Here is an 18351-nt window from a genome sequence, read left to right on the forward strand (position 1 = left end):
GCGCACAACCAAAGCAAAAGGGCCGGCGAGGCCGGCCCTTTTTTTGACCCGTTAAGGCTTCAGATGATGACGACCTTGGTGCCCACTTTCACCCGGCGGTAAAGGTCCATGACGTGCTCGTTGATCATCCGGAAGCAGCCGTTGGAGGCGCTCGTTCCGATCGATTGCGGCGCAATGGTGCCGTGAATCCGCAGATGGGTGTCCTTCTTGCCGTCGTAGAGATAGATGGCGCGCGCGCCGAGCGGATTTTCGCCGCCGCCGGGCATGCCGTCCTTGTAGCGGCCGTAATTCTTCGGCTCACGCTTCTGCATCTCGAGCGTCGGGATCCAGCGCGGCCATTCCTGCTTGTCGCCGACGGCGACCGTGCCCTTGAACTGCAGGCCGTCACGACCGACCGCAATCGCATATCGGCGGGCGGTCCAGGAGGATTCGACGAGATAGAGGCGGCGCGCACTCGTATCGATGACGATGGTGCCGGGGCTATAGCCGGTGAACTCGACCTCCTGCGGCACGAACTCCGGCTTCACCTTGAACTGCTTCCTGGCTTCCTTCCTGGCGAGAGCGGCATCGAGGGCGCGGGTCTCGGGGAGCAATGACATCGACGAGGACGTGCCGCCGAACAGGCCGGCGAACAGCCCGACGCGCTGGGGCTTTTGTCCGACCGGCTCGCTGCGCAATTCGCCGTTGTTGCCGGTCAGCGCGACGTTCATGGCCTCGGCGGGAATTGCCTCGGCCGACTGGATTGGTGCGATCGGTTGCATCGGTTCGATGATCTTGACCGGCCTGGCATCGGCCAGCCTGGCCTGGCCAGCGGACTTATCCTTCCTGGCGAGGCCCTTCCTGGCAAGAAACGCCTGCCGTTGCGCGTCGGACTTGGCTTTGGCCGCCTCGCGCATCGCCAGCTTCCTTGCCTCGATGGCCTTGATTCGAGCAGCCTGCTTGTCAGCCGCGATCTTGGCCTCGATCTTCCTGATCTGGGCAAGATCGGCCGCGCTCGGGTCTTTTTTCTTCTTGAGGAGCTTTAGTTGCGCCGTATCGCTTTTGGCGGCGACCTTGACGACGTCAGTTGTGACTGCGGATTTAGGGGCCGAATTGCCCGCCGGCATGGCCGCAAAAGCGGGCGCACCAAGGCTGAGCACGGCCCAAAGGCCGGCTAAAATGAAGCTGCGAAGCTGCATGGCGAAGATCCGATCGTTTAATGCTTGTTGCCACGGCGCCGCCCGGCGTCCCCCAAGGACCCCGAAAGTGCCGCGCGCAATCTATAATCGATTAATCGGAGACGCCTCAAGCGCCCTGGCGTGCCGCGCCCAGTCGAATCCTCGTGATCGTGCGGCATTTGCCGCGACTGTGTTCAAACAACAACAGATCGCGGCGCCGGACGTCTGCTGATTACTGGTTTGGAACCTGCGGCGTTACTGGCAGGGTGGCGCCGTTTGCGGCCGGCGGCGTGGTCGCTCCCGCCGCTGGCGGTGCAGCGGGAGCCGGGGCTGCGGCATCATTGCCGGAAGGCGGTGTTGGCGCCGTATAGCCGGACGGCGGTGTCGGCGCCGTGGTGCCAGGCAACTGGTCGAGCACACCGCCCCCGCCGTTCGTCACAGGCACGCGATCGAGAATATCGATCGGCTTCTCGCCGTAACGGGCGACGATCGACAAGGTCAGCGAGGTGGCGAAGAACGCCGCCGCCAGGATCGCCGTCGCCCGCGTCAGCGCGTTGGCGGCGCCGCGCGCGGTCATGAAGCCCGATCCGCCGCCGATGCCGAGGCCGCCGCCTTCGGAGCGCTGCAGCAGCACCACGCCGACAAGAGCAAGCACGACCATGAGGTGGACGACGATCAGTACGGTTTCCATAATTTATCCTGGCAAAGCCTTGCGCGGCCGCGGATACGACCGGTGATTTGGAGGCGGCTCATACAATGCTTTGACGGCATTTCCAAGCCCGTGGCCGGAATATGGGAAGCAATGAGGCCGTTGCAACGTTTTCCGCTGCGGCACAGTATCCGAAGTGCCCGATAGCCTTTCGATGCCTAATGCATGTCGCGCAAAAGCATGCCCTCGGGCCTGAACCGAGGGCGTGCAGCGGTTTTGCGATAACGACATGCGTAAAAACAACAACCTAAAGCGCGTCGCATTAGGCCGGCCAAACGCGACGCGCTTTAGGAGATACTTCGATAGGCTTCGGCAATGCCGAGAAAATCCGCCGCCTTCAGGCTGGCGCCGCCGACCAGCGCGCCGTCGACATTTTTCACGCCGAGCAGTTCGACCGCGTTCGACGGCTTGACCGAGCCACCATAGAGGATGCGCATCTTCGCCGCTGCGCTGCCAAGTTTTTCCGACAGTTTTTCGCGAATATGCGCATGCGCCTCAGCAACGTCGGCGGCAGTCGGCGTCAGTCCCGTGCCAATCGCCCATACTGGCTCGTAGGCGATGACGGTGTTCGACGCCGTTGCGTTGGGCGGCACCGAGCCGGCGACCTGGCGCGACAGCACGTCGAGCGTAGCGCCCGCCTCGCGCTCGGCTCTCGTCTCGCCGATGCAGATGATGGCGACCAGCCCGGCTCGCCACGCGGCGGACGCCTTTGCCTGGACAATGGCGTCGTCCTCGTTGTAATCGGCGCGGCGTTCGGAATGGCCGACGATGACGTGACTGGCGCCCGCATCTTTCAGCATCTCGGCAGAAATACAGCCGGTATGGGCGCCGCTCTCCTTGGTGTGGCAGTCCTCGCCCCCCGCCCGGACCGGCGTGCGCGACAAAATCTCCGCGGCATGCGCGAGCAGTGTCGCCGGCACGCAGACCAGCGCTTCAGTCTCCGCATCGAGCCCGCTCATGAAGCCGTTGCCGATCATCCTGAGTTCGTTGAGCGAGGCGCTGGTGCCGTTCATTTTCCAGTTGCCGGCGACCAGCGGGCGGATTCCTGGTGTCATGGGATTTGCTTCTCCGGGCAATATTCGGCTGCGTCCTCACTACCAAACTCAGCCCACAAAGCAATCGACAGTGGGCCGGAAGGACGCTATTGCGCTTGTTTCAAACTCGGCGCATGCGAAATGCGCAAAAAATCGGAAGTGACCATGCTTAGTATCTTGAGAAGCGCGGCGGGGACCTGGGTCGCGAAAGCGCTGCTGATCTTGTTGGTGTTGAGCTTCGCCGTCTGGGGCATTTCCGGACAGATGGTCGGTGGTTTTGCAGGCCATGACGCCGTCGTCACGGCCGGAGGCACTAAAGTGTCGATCAACGAGTATCGGCTGGCCTATGACCGGCAGATCAGCGTGATGTCGCAGCAATTCGGCCAGCGCATCAGCCGCGAGCAGGCGACGGCGCTTGGCCTCGACAACCAGGTGCTGGCACAACTCGTGTCGGGCGCAGTCCTCGATGAGCAGGCCCGCAAGCTCGGGCTTGGGCTGTCCAAGGACCGGCTGGCCCAACTCACCCATGAAGACCCGGCCTTCAAGGGTCCCGGCGGCACCTTCGACAGAAGGACCTTCGAATACATTCTGCAACAGGTCGGCATGCGGCCGGAAGACTATCTCAGGAATCGCGCCCAGGTGGCCGTGCGCCAGCAGATCGTCGAGGCGGTTTCGGACGGCCTCAAGGCACCGAATACGTTCTTGAAGGCGGTCGCGCTTTATCGTGGCGAAGACCGCACCATCGACTACGTGACCTTGCCGAAATCGCTGGTCGAGCCGATCGAAGCGCCATCCGACACGACGCTTTCGGCCTATTTTGAGGAAAACAAGAAGACCTATGCGGCGCCCGAATACCGCAAATTCTCCTATGTCAGGCTCGAGCCGGAAGACATCATGGATGTGAGTGCCGTGACCGACCAACAGGTCAGCGACGACTACAACAAGAACAAGGGGCGCTACACCACGCCGGAAACGCGCACCATCGAACAGCTCGTGTTCAAAACGCCCGATGCCGGGAAGGCCGCGCTCGATTCACTCAAGACCGGCGCGACCTTCGACAAAATCGTCGCCGCCGAGGGCAAGACGCAGGCCGACACGATGCTCGGCACGCTGTCCAAGGACAAGATCGCTGACAAAGCGGTGGCGGATGCGGCGTTTGCGCTCAACATCAACGAAGTCAGCCCGGTCGTTCAGGGCGCCTTCGGTCCGGTGCTGCTGCGCGTCACCGAAATTAAGCCCGAAGTGGTGAAGCCGCTGGCCGAAGTGGCCGCCGACATCCGCAAGGACCTGGCGCTGGGCGAGGCAAGCCGCATTCTGCTCGACGTGCATGACAGTTACGAAGATAGCCGCGCTTCGGGCAGCACGCTCAAGCAAGCGGCCGAAAAACTGAAGCTGAAGGTCGTCACCATCGACGCGATCGATCGCACCGGCCTGAGGCCGGACGGCACCATCGTCAAGGATCTGCCGGAATCGCCGGATCTCATCAAGGCGGTGTTCGATGCCGAACCCGGCACCGAGAATCCCGACCTCACCACCGCCAACAACGGCTTCGTGTTCTACGAGGTGGATTCGATCACGCCGGCCCGTGACCGCACGCTGGATGAAGTGCGCCAGAAGGTGGTGGCCGATTGGACGGCGGCGGAAACGACCAGGCGGCTCACCGCAAAAGCGGAGGAGCTCGAAAAGCGTCTCAAGGCCGGAGCCACGCTCGACGTGATCGCGAGCGAGCTCAAGCTTGAGAAGCGGACCAAGCGCGGCGTCAAGCGCGGGGCGGACGACGCCGATTTCGGCACGGAAGGAGCCGCGGCGATGTTCGCTGAAGGCGAAGGCGGGACCGGATTGATCCCCTCGCCCACCGGCGACGGACAGATCCTGTTCAAGATCGCCGAAGTCTTCGAGCCTGCCGGAGCCGACGCCAGCTCGGTGCCGGACGACGCGCAGAAATCGTTCACCGCCGGCATGTCCGACGACCTGCTCGACCAGCTGGTCGCGCAGCTGCAGACGCAATATGACGTTCGCATCGACCAGACCGCCGTTGCCCAAGCCCTGACCAGATGAGCGCGCTCAAGACCCATATCGCCAAGGTCGCCGCCGGCAGCTCCCTTTCCTTCGAGGAAGCGCGCGAAGCCTTCGACATCATCATGTCGGGCGACGCTACGCCCGGCCAGATCGGCGGGTTCCTGATGGCGCTGCGCGTGCGCGGCGAGACGGTGAGCGAGATTTCCGGCGCCGTCGCCACCATGCGCGCCAAGATGCTGCGCGTCGACGCGCCGGCTGGCGCCATCGACATCGTCGGCACCGGCGGCGACAATTCGCACAGCGTCAACATCTCGACCGCATCCGCCTTCGTCATCGCCGCCTGCGGCGTGCCGGTGGCCAAGCACGGCAATCGCGGACTGTCCTCGCAGACCGGCGCCGCCGACGTGCTGACCGCGCTCGGCGTCAAGCTGGATATTCCGCCGGAAACGATCGGCCGCTGCATCCACGATGCAGGCGTCGGCTTCATGTTCGCGCCGGCGCATCATCCGGCGATGAAACATGTCGGCCCGATCCGCGTCGAGCTCGGCACCCGCACCATCTTCAATCTGCTTGGCCCGCTTTCCAATCCGGCTGGTGTCGTCAGGCAGATGGTCGGCGTCTTCTTGCCGGAATGGATCATGCCGGTGGCCGAGACGTTGAAGGCACTGGGCGCCGACCACGTCTGGGTCGCCCATGGCGACGGCTATGACGAGATCACCACCACCGGCGAAACCCAAGTCGCCGAACTGGTCGGCGGCGAGATCCGCCGCTTTACGCTGACCCCGGAAGCGGTCGGGCTGAAGCGGCATACCAAGGACGAGTTGCGCGGCGGCGATGCCGCCTACAACGCCCAGGCGCTGCGCGACATGTTGGGCGGCGCTGCCGGCGCCTTTCGCGATACGGTGCTGATGAACGCCGGCGCCGGACTGGTGGTGGCGGGCAAGGCGACGACGCTTGCCGATGGCATGGCGACGGCGGCGCAAGCCATCGACAGTGGCCGGGCGCTGAAAGTGCTTGACCGGCTGGTCGAGATTTCGAACGGATAGCGCCGTGTCTGATATCCTGCGCAAGATCGAAGCCTACAAGCGCGACGAGATCGCGGCGGCGAAGGCGCGCGTGCCACTTGCCGAAATCAAGGCACGGGCAAAGGATACCGACGCACCACGCGGCTTTCTCTCGGCCCTTGAAGCCAAACGCAAATCCGGCAGTTTCGCGCTGATCGCCGAGATCAAGAAGGCGAGCCCGTCCAAGGGCCTGATCCGCGCCGATTTCGATCCGCCGGCGCTGGCCAGGGCCTATGCCAAAGGTGGGGCTGCCTGCCTCTCGGTGCTAACCGATGCGCCGTCTTTCCAGGGGGCGCCTGAATTCCTCACCGATGCGCGCAGCGCCGTCACATTGCCGGCTTTGCGCAAGGATTTTCTGTTCGATCCCTATCAGGTGTTCGAGGCCCGTGCATGGGGCGCGGACGCCATCCTGATCATCATGGCGAGCGTCGATGACGCCGTGGCCAGGGAACTCGAAACGACGGCTTTCGAGCTCGGCATGGACGCCCTGGTCGAGGTGCATGACGCGGCCGAGACGGAACGCGCGCTGAAACTGTCGTCGCGGCTGATCGGCATCAACAACCGCAATCTCCGGACGTTCGAAACCAGCATCGAGACATCGGAGCGGCTCGCGGCGATGGTGCCGGCCGACCGCCTGCTGGTCAGCGAGAGTGGTATTTTCTCGCACGAAGACTGCCGCAGGCTGGAACGGAGCGACATTGGCACGTTCCTCGTCGGCGAGAGCCTGATGCGGCAACAGGACGTGGCCACTGCGACGCACCTGCTTTTGACGGGCAAGGCGCCCGCCAATGCATCTGCCCCAAAATCGGAATCGATTTTCGGAGCGCACGATGCATAAATTCAAAGCGTTAGAGCATATTTTGTGCGTCCAAACGGACGCACGTCCCTCCAAGGTGACCTGACGATGTCGGCCGCCCTCACCCATCTTGGCGCACAAGGCGAAGCCAATATGGTCGATGTCGGCGACAAGGCGGAGACGACCCGCACGGCAATCGCCGAAGGTCTTGTCTCGATGCGGCCCGAAACGCTGAAAATGATTCTCGACGGCGATGCCAAGAAAGGCGACGTGCTGGGCACGGCGCGCATCGCCGGCATCATGGCGGCCAAGAGGACGCATGAGCTGATCCCGCTCTGCCATCCGCTGCTGTTGACCAAGATATCGGTAGACATCGAACCGGACGCGACGCTGCCCGGCCTGAAGGTCACGGCGCTGGCCCGCGTCACCGGCAAGACCGGCGTCGAGATGGAAGCGCTGACCGCCGTCTCGGTCGCCTGCCTGACGATCTATGATATGGCCAAGGCGGTCGACCGCGCGATGGCGATCTCCGGCATCAGGCTGGTGGAAAAGACCGGCGGCAAATCCGGCGACTACAAGGCGGATGCCCAGGGGCCAGGCCAATAATGGCGCTGCTTCCGGTCGCCGAGGCGCTCGAGCGCCTGCTTGAGGACGCTGCGCCCTTGCAGGCTGAAAGCGTCGCCCTGATGGACGCCGCCGACCGGGTGCTGGCGGGGCCGCTCATGGCACTCCGCACCCAGCCGCCATTCAACGCGTCAGCCATGGACGGCTACGCCGTGCGGGCCGACGATGTCGCGTCCGTGCCCGCGAGACTTTCGGTGATCGGCATGGCGCCGGCCGGACGCGGCTTTGCCGGAACAGTCGGCCCGGTGCAGGCCGTGCGCATCTTCACCGGCGCGCCGCTTCCCGCAGGCGCCAACACCATCGTCATCCAGGAGAATGTCCGCGACCTCGGCGGCGGCAGCATCGAAGTGACCGCGTCGACGGTCGAAGGCCGCCACATCCGCCGCCTCGGGCTCGATTTCTCGAAGGGCAACGTGCTGCTGGAGAAAGGCCGCCTGCTCGATCCGGCGGCATTGTCGTTGGCGGCGTCGGCCAACCATCCGCAGGTCGCCGTGGTGAAACGGCCGCTGGTCGCCATCATCGCCACCGGCGACGAATTGCTGCCGCCGGGCAGCGACCTTGGCCCCGACCAGATCATCTCCTCCAATGCCTATGGCGTCTCCGCTGCGTCCCGCTCGGTCGGCGCCTGCGCACTCGATCTCGGCATCGCCGCCGACCGCAAGGAGGCGATCGCCGCGCTGGTGAAAAAAGCGGTCGACGCATGCGCCGACGTCATCGTCACGCTGGGCGGCGCCTCGGTCGGCGACCACGACCTCGTCCATGACGTACTGACCGGCGAAGGCATGACGCTCGATTTCTGGAAAATCGCCATGCGGCCCGGCAAGCCACTGATGTTCGGGCGGTTGGGCGACATCCGCTGCATCGGCCTGCCCGGCAATCCAGTGGCGAGCCTGGTCTGCACGCAGCTCTTTCTGAAGCCGCTGCTGGCGCGGCTCGGCGGCCGCGCCTTCCGCCAGGACATGCGTCAGGCGCGGCTCGGCGCCGCCTTGCCGACCAACGATCTCCGGCAGGACTATGTACGCGCGGTGGTGAAGGAAGAAGCTGGCACGCTTGAGGCAACGCCGTTCAGTATCCAGGATTCCTCGATGCTCAGAATGCTGGCCGACGCCAACGGACTGATCGTGCGCGAGCCATTCGCTCCCGCAGCCGCAGCGGGCGCCGCCTGCAGCGTGCTGATGCTACGCTGAACAAAACGTCAACACATTCATTAAACTTTAAATGGTTGCAGAACACAACTGGAACAGATAGTGTTTGTTCTGGGTTTGTTTTTCTGATTCTGTTGGGGGTCGCGATGCTGACACGCAAACAACATGAACTGCTGATGTTCATCCACGAGCGGCTGAAGGAAAGCGGCATTCCGCCCTCGTTCGACGAGATGAAGGAAGCGCTCGACCTCGCCTCCAAATCGGGGATCCATCGGCTGATCACGGCGCTGGAGGAGCGCGGTTTCATTCGCCGCCTTCCCAACCGCGCCCGCGCGCTGGAGGTGCTGCGCCTGCCCGATTCGATCGCGCCGGGCCTCAATGCGGCGCGCAAATTCTCGCCGAGCGTCATTCAAGGCAGCCTTGGGCAGGGCAGCCTCGGACGGCAGATCAAGCCGGCGCCTTCGCGCATGCGTGCGGCCGGCAATGACGACGACGTCGTTGCCACCGTCTCCATACCGGTGATGGGCCGCATCGCTGCCGGTGTGCCGATCGACGCCATCCAGCACCAGACGCATTCGATCTCGGTGCCACCGGACATGATCACCGGCGGCACGCACTACGCGCTGGAGGTCAAGGGTGATTCGATGATCGAGGCCGGCATTTTCGACGGCGACACGGTCATCATCCGCAACGCCGACACCGCCCAGCCTGGCGAGATCATTGTCGCTCTGGTCGACGAGGAGGAAGCAACGCTGAAGCGGTTCCGCCGCAAGGGCGCCTCGATCGCACTGGAAGCCGCCAATCCGGCCTACGAGACGCGCATCTTCGGGCCGGACCGGGTCAAGGTGCAGGGCAAGCTGGTCGGACTGATCCGGCGTTACTGAGCGGCAGGCTTCTTGGGTCTCTCGGCCCTGCGGTATGGCGGCAGGCCTCTCGCCTCGCGCGAAAATCGCCGCTGCTCATGCCAAGGCCTGTATGGCTGCCTGACGGCAAAGCGGATTTCTGCGCGTCGTCGCCGATAGCGATCGAAGAAGACGGCGGCACTGCCCATGCGAGCGAGCTGCCGTTTAGTGACGACCAGAACCAGCGGATTGCGGCAGGGTTTGTAATAGGCTGTGGCATCGTCGATGACGATCAAATCCGCAAAGGCACAGGCTCGCCGCGCGGTTTTGCGGTCGTCGGCGAACGCGATGATCGCGCCGGACGGATGCCGGGCGAGGCACAGGCCGGCAGCGCAGGTGAAAGGCGCTCCCGGCGGCAGGTCGGCCGGGTCGGCGATGTCGAACCGCACATCTCCTTTTTCGAATGTCTCCGGCTCGACGATCGTCGTTGAAACCAGCGCATGTTTCCAGTTGTCGGTGGTGAATTCGTTCGAACGCACCCGGTTGACGGCAAGTTCGCCGCCGCCGATCGGCAGCGCCACCAGATGCGCATCCTCCGAGATCAGCACGTCGGGGGTGCGCGTCCCGGAAATCGTCAGCAGGCCGGCGAGCGCAAAGGGAAGCGACGCAAGCCGCAGCCATGTCGTCGCCATCGTGGCGATGACCAGGGCGACCGTCACCAGCAGAACCGACTGCAACGAAATCAGTCCGACTGCATCGATCGGCGAACGCTCGGAAATCCATCCCGAAATTGCGATCATGGCCGTCAGTCCCTTGCCCATCATGTAGAGGAAAGGGCCGTCGAGGCCGAAAGGCATTGCCAAGGCGCTGAGGACGGCCAGGAACATGACGATCGTGACGATTGGCATGACGGCCAGATTGGCGAACAGGCTGAGCGGCGATACGCGCTGGAAGTGCCAGATGGCGAAGAGCGCGGTGGCGCTGCCGGCAATGATGGAGGTCATTGCGATGGTGCCTGACCCGGAGACGAGTTTTTGCATGACGAAAGCGACTGGCGACCGTCGCTGTGGCGGCGCCGTGGCCTTGTCGGCACGATAGTCGACCAACCGGCATAGGCGCCGACGAGAGCCGCAGTCGCAGCGAAGGACATCTGGAAGCTTGCGCCGATCACCTCGTGCGGCGACACCACGATGACAGCGATGGCCGAAATCGCCAGGTTTCGCATGGTGAGTGCCGCCCGGTCGAACAGCACGGCGACAAGCATTACCGCCAGTATGATGAAGCTGCGTTCAGCCGCGACCACGATACCGGAAAAAATCAGATAGGCAGCAATGGAAAAGAGTGCGGCGGCAGCCGCATATTTTTTGACCGGCCGGCGCGACGAAAAGTCGGGAAACAGCGCAAAGCCGCCGCGCCGCAATCCCATGACGGTGCCGGCGACAAGCGCCATGTGCAGGCCGGAAATGGAGATGATGTGGTAGATGCCGGTGCGCCGCATCGATTCGTTTATCTCTTCGGGAATGCCGGCACGCACACCGACGATCAGCGCAGCGGCAATCTCCCCCTCGGCAGATGCTGTCCCTGATATGGTCGGCGATGGTCTCGCGCGCCTTCTCGATCGACGAAGAAAGGCGTGCGGTTAACGGTGCATCTTCGGAAACCACGATCTTTGGACTGCCGAGGAAAAAGCCACTGGCACCGATACCGGCGAAATAGCTGTCAAAGGAGAAGTCATAGCTGTCCGGTCTGACCGGGCCAGTCGGAGGCAGAAGCCTCACATAGCCGGTTGCCACCGAGCCTGCGGTCATCTCAGCGGGAATCTTGCGTGCCGATACCCTGACACGTTCGGGTGCATAACGCAGTGTCGGCCGGGCGGTCGACATCACGTCGATGGTCAGCCTGATCCGGCCGTTCGCCATCTGGTCGTGCCTGACGACACGGCCGGTCAGCTGGGTCTGGATTTCCGAACCGAGCATCCGCGTTCCGGCGCGCCAGGTTTCAACCTTGCCGGCGAGCACACCAAGCGCGCACAGCAACGCTGCCATGAAGCACAAATGCGTTTTGCGCCTTGAGCGCGTGACGGCCGCACACAATGCCGTGAGGACCACGACGGCGATGGGCTGCGCAAAGTCCGGTTCGACGGCAAGCGAAAAATAGACGATCACCCCGCATGCCAGAAAAACCGGCACCAGCAGGAAGGCGACGCCGCGGTCGAGTTCCAGGCCGGCTGCCGAGGCCACGCTGTTGCGGATACCGGACGGTGAAAGATGGCTGAGCTGTCGGCGAAAACGAATGACAGGCCCGGGTGTTGGAGCCGGTATCGGCGCGGAGCGGTCCGGCGAAAGAGGCTGGATGCCCGGCGGCGACGCAGGCAGCGAAACGGGTAGCGGCTCAGCCTGAGGAACGTCGGCAAATAGCGATCGTTCGCTGACGCTTGTGATCGCGCCCTCGCTCTCGTCCACACCGCGGTCTGGTCCAGCCATAGGGTTCGCCCCTTGCGCCCTTGACCTCCTATGCTACATGAACGCGCGACGCGCGAAAGTCCGCGCAACCAGATCCGTTTCCTGCGCTTACCTGGGAGTTCCATGTCCGACAAGGTCGTCACCCGTTTTGCCCCTTCGCCCACCGGATTCCTGCATATTGGCGGGGCGCGCACGGCGCTGTTCAACTGGCTGTATGCGAAACACACCGGCGGCAAGATGCTGCTGCGCATCGAGGACACCGATCGCGAGCGTTCGACCGATGCGGCAACCGCTGCCATCCTCGATGGGCTCTCCTGGCTCGGCCTCACCTGGGACGGCGAGCCGGTATCGCAGTTCGAGCGTGCGCCGCGCCACCGCGCGGTCGCCGAGGAGCTGGTACGCCTCGGCAAGGCCTATTACTGCTATGCGACGCCGGCTGAGCTGGAGGTGATGCGCGAGAGCGCGCGGGCCAAGGGCTTGCCTCCCCGCTATGACGGCCGCTGGCGCGACCGCGACCCGTCAGAGGCGGCGGTTGGCGCCAAGGGCGCGATCCGCATCAAGGCGCCGGCCGACGGCGAGACGGTGGTGCATGACCGCGTGCAGGGCGAAGTCCGCTTCCCCAACAAGGATCTCGACGATTTCATTATCCTGCGCTCGGACGGCAACCCGACATATATGCATGCCGTCGTCGTCGACGACCACGACATGGGCATCACCCACATCATCCGCGGCGACGACCATCTGACCAATGCCGCCCGCCAGATGGTGATCTATCGAGCCATGGGCTGGGACGTGCCGTCGATGTCGCATATCCCGCTGATCCACGGCGCCGACGGCGCCAAGCTGTCGAAGCGGCACGGCGCCCTCGGGGTTGAAGCGTATCGCGCCATGGGCTATCTGCCCGAGGCACTGCTCAACTACCTGGCGCGGCTCGGCTGGAGCCATGGCGACGACGAGATCATGTCGATCGCCGAGATGATTGCGTGGTTTGACACCGGCGATGTCAACAAAGGGGCCGCCCGCTTCGACTTCGCCAAGCTCGAGGCGCTGAACGGCGTGCATATGCGCCGCATGAACGACGCCGAATTGCTCGATATCTTCATCAACACCTTGCCCTATCTCGAAAGCGGCCCGGCGATCGCAGCGCGCCTCGACGACACACGCAAGGCGCAGTTGCTGGCCGCCCTGCCCGGCTTGAAGGAGCGCGCCAAGACGCTGGTCGAGTTGGTCGACGGTGCCGCCTTCCTGTTTGCCGAGCGGCCGCTACCGATCGACGAGAAGGCGGCGGCGCTGCTCGGCGGTGAGGGGCGCGAGATCCTGCGGGGCGCCCATGCGGCGCTGAAGGCGATTTCAGGGGATTGGACGGCCGCAGCGGCGGAAGCGGCGATCCGCGAATATGCGCTCGCCGGCGGCCATAAGCTCGGCGCTGTGGCCCAACCTTTGCGCGCCGCGCTCATCGGCAAAAGCACCTCGCCCGGCGTCTTCGACGTGCTTGCCGTGCTTGGCCGCGAGGAAAGCCTGGCGCGCATCGCGGATCAAATCGATTAGCAAAACTGGCCCAAGAAGATTGGCATTGAAAGGTGGGTTTCGCAGTGCAACATTAGGTCTTGGCCCAATTTGGCACGCAAATCCAATTGCGGGCGCAAACGCGCGAACTCCGATACTTTCGACGTGTTGCGTTGCAGATATTTTGCCTTTGCCGACATGAGAAAACCAAAAGGAGTTTGCAATGTCCGAAGCTGCGACAAAAATGGAATTTGGCGGCAAAACCCACGCGTCGACTGCGAAACTTGAATTCGGCGGCAAAACGCACGAACTCAAGGTGCGAAGCGGCTCGGTCGGACCTGATGTCATCGATATCGGCTCGCTTTACAGCACCACCGGGGCCTTCACCTACGATCCCGGCTTCACCTCGACGGCAAGCTGCGAGTCGGAAATCACCTTCATAGATGGCGATGCCGGCATCCTTTTGCATCGCGGTTATCCGATCGACCAGTTGGCCGAGCACGGCGACTTCCTCGAAGTCTGTTATCTCTTGCTCTACGGCGAACTGCCGACCAAGGCGCAGAAGGACGATTTCGACTACCGGGTGACGCGCCACACCATGGTGCATGAGCAGATGTCGCGCTTCTTCACCGGCTTTCGCCGCGACGCCCACCCGATGGCGGTGATGTGCGGTGTGGTCGGCGCGCTGTCAGCCTTCTATCACGATTCCACCGACATCTCGGACCCCTACCAGCGCATGGTCGCGTCGATGCGGCTAATCGCCAAGATGCCAACGATCGCGGCAATGGCTTACAAATATCACATCGGCCAGCCCTTCATTTACCCAAAGAACGAACTGAATTTCGCGGCCAACTTCCTGCATATGTGTTTTGCCGTGCCGTGCGAGGAATACAAGATCAACCCGGTGCTGGCGCGTGCGATGGAGCGCATCTTCATCCTGCACGCCGATCACGAGCAGAACGCCTCGACCTCGACCGTCCGGCTCGCCGGCTCGTCGGGCGCCAATCCGTTCGCTTGCATTGCCGCCGGGATCGCCTGCCTGTGGGGACCGGCCCATGGCGGCGCCAACGAGGCAGCCTTGAACATGCTGGGCGAGATCGGCCATGTCGACCACATCCCGGAATTCATCGCCCGCGCCAAGGATAAGAACGATCCGTTCCGATTGATGGGCTTTGGCCACCGCGTATACAAAAACTACGATCCGCGCGCCAAGATCATGCAGAAGACCGCGCATGAGGTCTTGGGCGAACTCGGCATCAAGGACGATCCGCTGCTCGACATCGCCATGGAACTGGAAAGGATCGCTCTGACCGATTCCTATTTCATCGAGAAGAAGCTATATCCGAACGTCGATTTCTATTCCGGCATCACGCTGAAGGCGCTGGGCTTCCCCACCACCATGTTCACCGTACTGTTCGCGGTCGCCCGCACCGTCGGCTGGATCGCGCAGTGGAAAGAGATGATCGAGGATCCGCACCAGAAGATCGGCCGCCCGCGCCAGCTCTATACAGGCGCGCCGGAACGGGATTACGTGCCAATTGCGAAGAGATAGTGAGTAGCGAAGTAGCGAGTAGCGAATAGTGAGTAGTATTTTAGACACCTAGCGATGCCGCTCACTACTTCCTACTCACTACTCGCTACTCCCTTTCTTGATGTACCTCATCACGACCCGCGCAGCGATTTCGCCGGACGGTCTGTCGACGGCCATGCGTCTGGCCACCTCGGCAAAACCGTCCTTCTGCCATGCGCGATAGGGGGTGTCGGAAAACAGCGCCTCCAACTGCCGCGCCAGATAGTGCGGCCGCACATATTCATTGTAGCTTTCCGGCACGATCGGGCGGTCGGCGATGAGATTGGGCAAGGCGGCGCTCCATACGGTGACCAGGCGCTGGGCCATCCGCATGACCGGATCGAGCCGGTAGCAGGAGATCATCGGCACACCCGACAGCGCCAGTTCCAGCGACACCGTTCCCGATGCGATCAGCGCTGCATCAGCCTTGCCGAAAGCCTGCCATTTGCGTTCGGGATCAAGGATGATCTCCGGCTTCTCGTCCCAGCTTGCCACCGAAGCCCTGACCAGGTCGGCGACGTGCGGCACCGTCGGCAACAGCAGGCGCAAGCGGTGTCCGCGCGCACGCAGGATCGAGATCGTCTTGCCGAACGGGCTGGCCAGCCGTCGCACCTCGCCGCGACGCGAGCCGGGCAGCACAAGCAGCGTCTTCACACGATCATCGGACAGATCGCGCGGCAGGCTTTGCGCCTTGGCGGCGCCGAGCACGCCCGGATCGTGCGTAAGGCGATGGCCGACATAAGTGCCCGGCGGACCGCCGAGGCGGGCGAGCTCGCTCACTTCGAAAGGCAGGATGCAGAGGATGTGGTCGACATACGGTTTAATCGCCACCGCCCTGCCCGGCCGCCATGCCCAGACGCTCGGGCAGACATAGTGGACGACCGGGATTGCCGGATCGGCGGCACGCACCTTTTTCGCCACGCGCAGCGAAAAATCCGGGCTGTCGATGGTGATCAGACAGTCGGGCTTTTCATTGGCGACCGCACCGGCCGTCTGGCTGATCCGTCGTATCAGGCGCGGCAGATCGCGCAGGATAGCGCTCAATCCCATCAGAGCGATCTCGCCGCCGTCGAACAGCGGCGTGAGGCCGAGCGCCTGCAAATGCCGGCCGCCGATGCCGACGAGCCGGACCTCGCGGCCGGTCGCGCGCTTGAGCGCCGCTACGATGTCGGCGCCAAGCAGATCGCCGGATTCCTCGCCGGCGACGATGGCGATCTTCAGCGATCTCTTAGTCGCCATGCACCGGCTCCGCAGCAGGCAGGCCGATCACGAACAGGCCGAGCGCGTTGGCGCGAGCGACGACTGTCGGGCCCTCCAGAACCAGCGAGCGGCCGGCTTCGACGGCAATGCCGGCAAGTCCGGCGGCATGCGCCGCCTCGATCGTCTGCGGGCCGATGGAGGGCAGATCGGCGCGCAACTCCTGGCCAGGCTTGGCGCATTTGACCAGGACGCCACGCGTTCTGCCGGCCAGCCTGCCATGGCCGCGCAACTGCCGTGTTCGTTCGAGCAATCCGTCGGTACCCTCGATGCCTTCCAGCGCGATGGCGCGGCCGCCAATCGCAACAGCCGCCTGGCCGATATCCAGCGCGCCGATGGCCATTGCCGCTGCGTGGGCCGCTTTGATGTCGCGCCAGTCGGATTTCCGCGGCGCTGCCTTGGTCAGCGCGCCCTCGGCGGCGACCAGTTCCGGCACGATCTCATGGGCGCCGACTACCTTGATGCCACGCGCCTCCAGGGCCCGCGTCAAAACCTTCAGCAGGCCATCGTCGCCGCGGGCAAGCGCCATGACCACCGAAGGCACCACGGCAAGCAAGCCAAGGCTCGGGCGCATGTCGATCAGTCTCGGCCGGCGCCTGATCTCGCCGGCAAGAACCAGATGGCTGATCCGTCGACGCTTCAGCAACGAAGCGAGCGAACCGATGTCTTCCAGAGCGAGATTCTCATGCTCGTAGCCACCGAGGTCGGACTTGCGGTCGACTTCGCCCTCGATCAGGATAATGGCGGGCGGATAGCCTTGTCCGGCCAGGCTGATCGCAACTTCGACCGGCAGACTGCCGCCACCGGCGATGATGCCGACCTTGGCGTCTGGCGCGAGATCAAGGCCCGTCCGGCTGGCCTCAATCTTCGTCATCTGCATCGTCGCCGCCGCCAGCCTTGAGCGACGGGACGGCGTAGTGCCGCTTACCGCGACTGGCGATGAAATCGATGATCTTCATGGTGGTCGGTGACGAGGCGAATTCCGCCTTGGCGAACTCGACGTTCTCGCCGACGGTTCGGGAGCGATCGAAGATCGTCCTGTAGGCCTTGCGCAGCGTATGGATCTCGGAGCGCGGCAGGCCCGCGCGCTTCAGGCCGATGATGTTGAGGCCGCGAAGGCTGGCGCGATTGCCAACGGCGATGGCGTAGGGAATCACGTCGCCGACGATTGCCGAGCAACCGCCGAGAAAGGCGCTGTCGCCGACGCGGACAAACTGATGAACCGCGCTGAGGCCACCGATATAGACGTTGTCGCCGATCTCGCAATGGCCGCCCAGCGTCGCCTGATTGGCGAAAGTGGCGTTCTTGCCGACGATGCAGTCATGGGCGATGTGGGCGTAGGCAAGGAAATTGCCGTTGTCACCGATCGTCGTCTCGCCGCGGCTGGAATCGGTGCCGAGATGCATGGTCACGCCTTCGCGGATCGTGCAGTTCTCACCGATGACCAGCGTCGTGCGGCCGCCCTTGTGCTTGTTGTTCTGCGGCGGCGCGCCCAGTGTCGCCATCGGATACACTTTGGTGGACGCACCGATGGTGGTCGCGCCGATCACCGAGACGTGGCTGACCAGTTCGACTCGGTCGCCGATCACCGCGTCGGCACTGATGTGGCAGAACGGCCCGATGCGGACGCCTTCGCCGATTTTTGCGCCGGCCTCGATGACCGAAGATGGATGGATGACTGTCTGGATTTTCATAAGCATTCGATCGTCAGTCGCTCGTAACCATCATCGCCGAGATCTCGGCTTCCGCGGCCTTGACGCCGTCGACCAGAGCCTCGCAGGCGAATTTGAGAAGGTTGCCGCGTTTCTTGATTTTCTTCACATGGATCTTCAACTGGTCGCCGGGAACGACCGGTTTACGGAACTTGGCATTGTCGATGGTCAGGAAATAGACCAGCGACGGTTTTTCGGTACCAAGGCTGCGGATGCAGATGGCGCCGGCCGTCTGAGCCATCGCCTCGACGATCAGCACGCCGGGCATGACCGGCTGATCCGGGAAATGACCTTGGAAATGCGGCTCGTTTATGGTCACGTTCTTGATGCCGGTGGCGGACTCGTCGCCATCGATGTCGATGATGCGGTCGATCATCAGGAACGGATAGCGATGCGGCAGGAGCTTCATCAGCCCTAATATGTCGACCACTTCGAGCGTCGTCGCCGCAACCAT

15 protein-coding genes and 1 pseudogene are annotated in these 18351 nt (G+C 63.5%); 8 read left to right on the plus strand and 8 right to left on the minus strand.

The annotated features are described in order from the left end of the window. Positions 1–59: 59 nt before the first annotated feature. The 3 genes from NMG80_RS22225 to tpiA all read right to left on the minus strand — a co-directional run bounded on the left by NMG80_RS22225 (position 60) and on the right by tpiA (position 2921). On the minus strand, positions 60–1178 hold the full coding sequence (locus tag NMG80_RS22225; RefSeq protein WP_254020098.1) for a L,D-transpeptidase: 1119 nt from the start codon (positions 1176–1178) through the stop codon (positions 60–62). Between the two features lie 211 nt (positions 1179–1389). Further along, positions 1390–1848: a preprotein translocase subunit SecG gene (gene secG, locus NMG80_RS22230; protein ID WP_254020099.1), complete on the minus strand. Its 459-nt coding sequence runs from the start codon at positions 1846–1848 to the stop codon at positions 1390–1392. A gap of 305 nt (positions 1849–2153) precedes the next feature. After that, positions 2154–2921 (minus strand): triose-phosphate isomerase, encoded by a 768-nt coding sequence (tpiA, locus tag NMG80_RS22235; RefSeq protein WP_254020100.1) that lies wholly within the window; start codon positions 2919–2921, stop codon positions 2154–2156. Between the two features lie 144 nt (positions 2922–3065). On the opposite strand from tpiA, the gene NMG80_RS22240 reads away from it, so the two are divergent. The 6 genes from NMG80_RS22240 (at position 3066) to lexA (ending at position 9432) form a co-directional block, all read left to right on the plus strand. Further along, the gene (locus NMG80_RS22240) at positions 3066–4958 is read left to right on the plus strand and encodes a SurA N-terminal domain-containing protein (RefSeq protein WP_254020101.1); all 1893 of its coding nucleotides are present in this window, start codon (positions 3066–3068) and stop codon (positions 4956–4958) included. Continuing rightward, complete coding sequence (gene trpD, locus NMG80_RS22245) at positions 4955–5965, plus strand: anthranilate phosphoribosyltransferase (protein WP_254020102.1); 1011 nt, start codon at positions 4955–4957, stop codon at positions 5963–5965. Before NMG80_RS22240 ends, trpD begins: the two co-directional genes overlap by 4 nt. Positions 5966–5969: 4 nt before the next feature. Continuing rightward, positions 5970–6821 (plus strand): indole-3-glycerol phosphate synthase TrpC, encoded by an 852-nt coding sequence (trpC, locus tag NMG80_RS22250; protein ID WP_254020103.1) that lies wholly within the window; start codon positions 5970–5972, stop codon positions 6819–6821. A 66-nt stretch (positions 6822–6887) separates the two neighbouring features. Then, positions 6888–7385: a cyclic pyranopterin monophosphate synthase MoaC gene (moaC, locus tag NMG80_RS22255; protein ID WP_254020104.1), complete on the plus strand. Its 498-nt coding sequence runs from the start codon at positions 6888–6890 to the stop codon at positions 7383–7385. After that, the gene (locus NMG80_RS22260; RefSeq protein WP_254020105.1) at positions 7385–8590 is read left to right on the plus strand and encodes a molybdopterin molybdotransferase MoeA; all 1206 of its coding nucleotides are present in this window, start codon (positions 7385–7387) and stop codon (positions 8588–8590) included. Before moaC ends, NMG80_RS22260 begins: the two co-directional genes overlap by 1 nt. Positions 8591–8694: 104 nt before the next feature. Then, positions 8695–9432, plus strand: a complete 738-nt coding sequence (lexA, locus tag NMG80_RS22265; RefSeq protein ID WP_254020106.1) for a transcriptional repressor LexA — start codon at positions 8695–8697, stop codon at positions 9430–9432. On the opposite strand, the pseudogene NMG80_RS22270 reads toward lexA, so the two are convergent. Beyond that, positions 9426–11873 (minus strand): annotated as a pseudogene (locus NMG80_RS22270) (ComEC/Rec2 family competence protein). The gene lexA and the pseudogene NMG80_RS22270 overlap by 7 nt on opposite strands. Positions 11874–11975: 102 nt before the next feature. Here NMG80_RS22270 and gltX point away from each other — a divergent pair. Together gltX and gltA are read left to right on the plus strand one after the other, a co-directional pair. Then, a complete protein-coding gene (gltX, locus tag NMG80_RS22275; protein WP_254020107.1) occupies positions 11976–13400 on the plus strand; it encodes a glutamate--tRNA ligase in 1425 nt (474 codons plus the stop codon). A 181-nt stretch (positions 13401–13581) separates the two neighbouring features. Next, a complete protein-coding gene (gene gltA / locus NMG80_RS22280; protein ID WP_077384159.1) occupies positions 13582–14910 on the plus strand; it encodes a citrate synthase in 1329 nt (442 codons plus the stop codon). Between the two features lie 78 nt (positions 14911–14988). On the opposite strand, the gene lpxB is transcribed toward gltA, so the two are convergent. From lpxB to fabZ, 4 genes are read right to left on the minus strand one after another with little or no spacing between them, the layout of a single operon-like run. Then, positions 14989–16167, minus strand: a complete 1179-nt coding sequence (gene lpxB / locus NMG80_RS22285; protein ID WP_254020108.1) for a lipid-A-disaccharide synthase — start codon at positions 16165–16167, stop codon at positions 14989–14991. Further along, positions 16157–17059, minus strand: coding sequence for an LpxI family protein (locus NMG80_RS22290; RefSeq protein WP_254020109.1), 903 nt, complete (start codon positions 17057–17059; stop codon positions 16157–16159). The genes lpxB and NMG80_RS22290 overlap by 11 nt, the downstream gene beginning before the upstream one ends. Continuing rightward, positions 17046–17879: an acyl-ACP--UDP-N-acetylglucosamine O-acyltransferase gene (lpxA, locus tag NMG80_RS22295; protein ID WP_254020110.1), complete on the minus strand. Its 834-nt coding sequence runs from the start codon at positions 17877–17879 to the stop codon at positions 17046–17048. Before lpxA ends, NMG80_RS22290 begins: the two co-directional genes overlap by 14 nt. A gap of 13 nt (positions 17880–17892) precedes the next feature. Continuing rightward, positions 17893–18351, minus strand: coding sequence for a 3-hydroxyacyl-ACP dehydratase FabZ (gene fabZ / locus NMG80_RS22300; protein WP_254020111.1), 459 nt, complete (start codon positions 18349–18351; stop codon positions 17893–17895).

Source organism: Mesorhizobium escarrei (genome assembly GCF_935825525.1).
GTDB lineage: Bacteria > Pseudomonadota > Alphaproteobacteria > Rhizobiales > Rhizobiaceae > Mesorhizobium > Mesorhizobium escarrei.

Coding starts and splice junctions, on each gene's coding strand:
- NMG80_RS22225 (WP_254020098.1), bottom strand. CDS start 1,178: ATGCAGCTTCGCAGCTTCATTTTAGCCGGCCTTTGGGCCGTGCTCAGC.
- secG (WP_254020099.1), bottom strand. CDS start 1,848: ATGGAAACCGTACTGATCGTCGTCCACCTCATGGTCGTGCTTGCTCTT.
- tpiA (WP_254020100.1), bottom strand. CDS start 2,921: ATGACACCAGGAATCCGCCCGCTGGTCGCCGGCAACTGGAAAATGAAC.
- NMG80_RS22240 (WP_254020101.1), top strand. CDS start 3,066: ATGCTTAGTATCTTGAGAAGCGCGGCGGGGACCTGGGTCGCGAAAGCG.
- trpD (WP_254020102.1), top strand. CDS start 4,955: ATGAGCGCGCTCAAGACCCATATCGCCAAGGTCGCCGCCGGCAGCTCC.
- moaC (WP_254020104.1), top strand. CDS start 6,888: ATGTCGGCCGCCCTCACCCATCTTGGCGCACAAGGCGAAGCCAATATG.
- NMG80_RS22260 (WP_254020105.1), top strand. CDS start 7,385: ATGGCGCTGCTTCCGGTCGCCGAGGCGCTCGAGCGCCTGCTTGAGGAC.
- lexA (WP_254020106.1), top strand. CDS start 8,695: ATGCTGACACGCAAACAACATGAACTGCTGATGTTCATCCACGAGCGG.
- gltX (WP_254020107.1), top strand. CDS start 11,976: ATGTCCGACAAGGTCGTCACCCGTTTTGCCCCTTCGCCCACCGGATTC.
- gltA (WP_077384159.1), top strand. CDS start 13,582: ATGTCCGAAGCTGCGACAAAAATGGAATTTGGCGGCAAAACCCACGCG.
- lpxB (WP_254020108.1), bottom strand. CDS start 16,167: ATGGCGACTAAGAGATCGCTGAAGATCGCCATCGTCGCCGGCGAGGAA.
- NMG80_RS22290 (WP_254020109.1), bottom strand. CDS start 17,059: ATGACGAAGATTGAGGCCAGCCGGACGGGCCTTGATCTCGCGCCAGAC.
- lpxA (WP_254020110.1), bottom strand. CDS start 17,879: ATGAAAATCCAGACAGTCATCCATCCATCTTCGGTCATCGAGGCCGGC.
- fabZ (WP_254020111.1), bottom strand. CDS start 18,351: ATGGTTGCGGCGACGACGCTCGAAGTGGTCGACATATTAGGGCTGATG.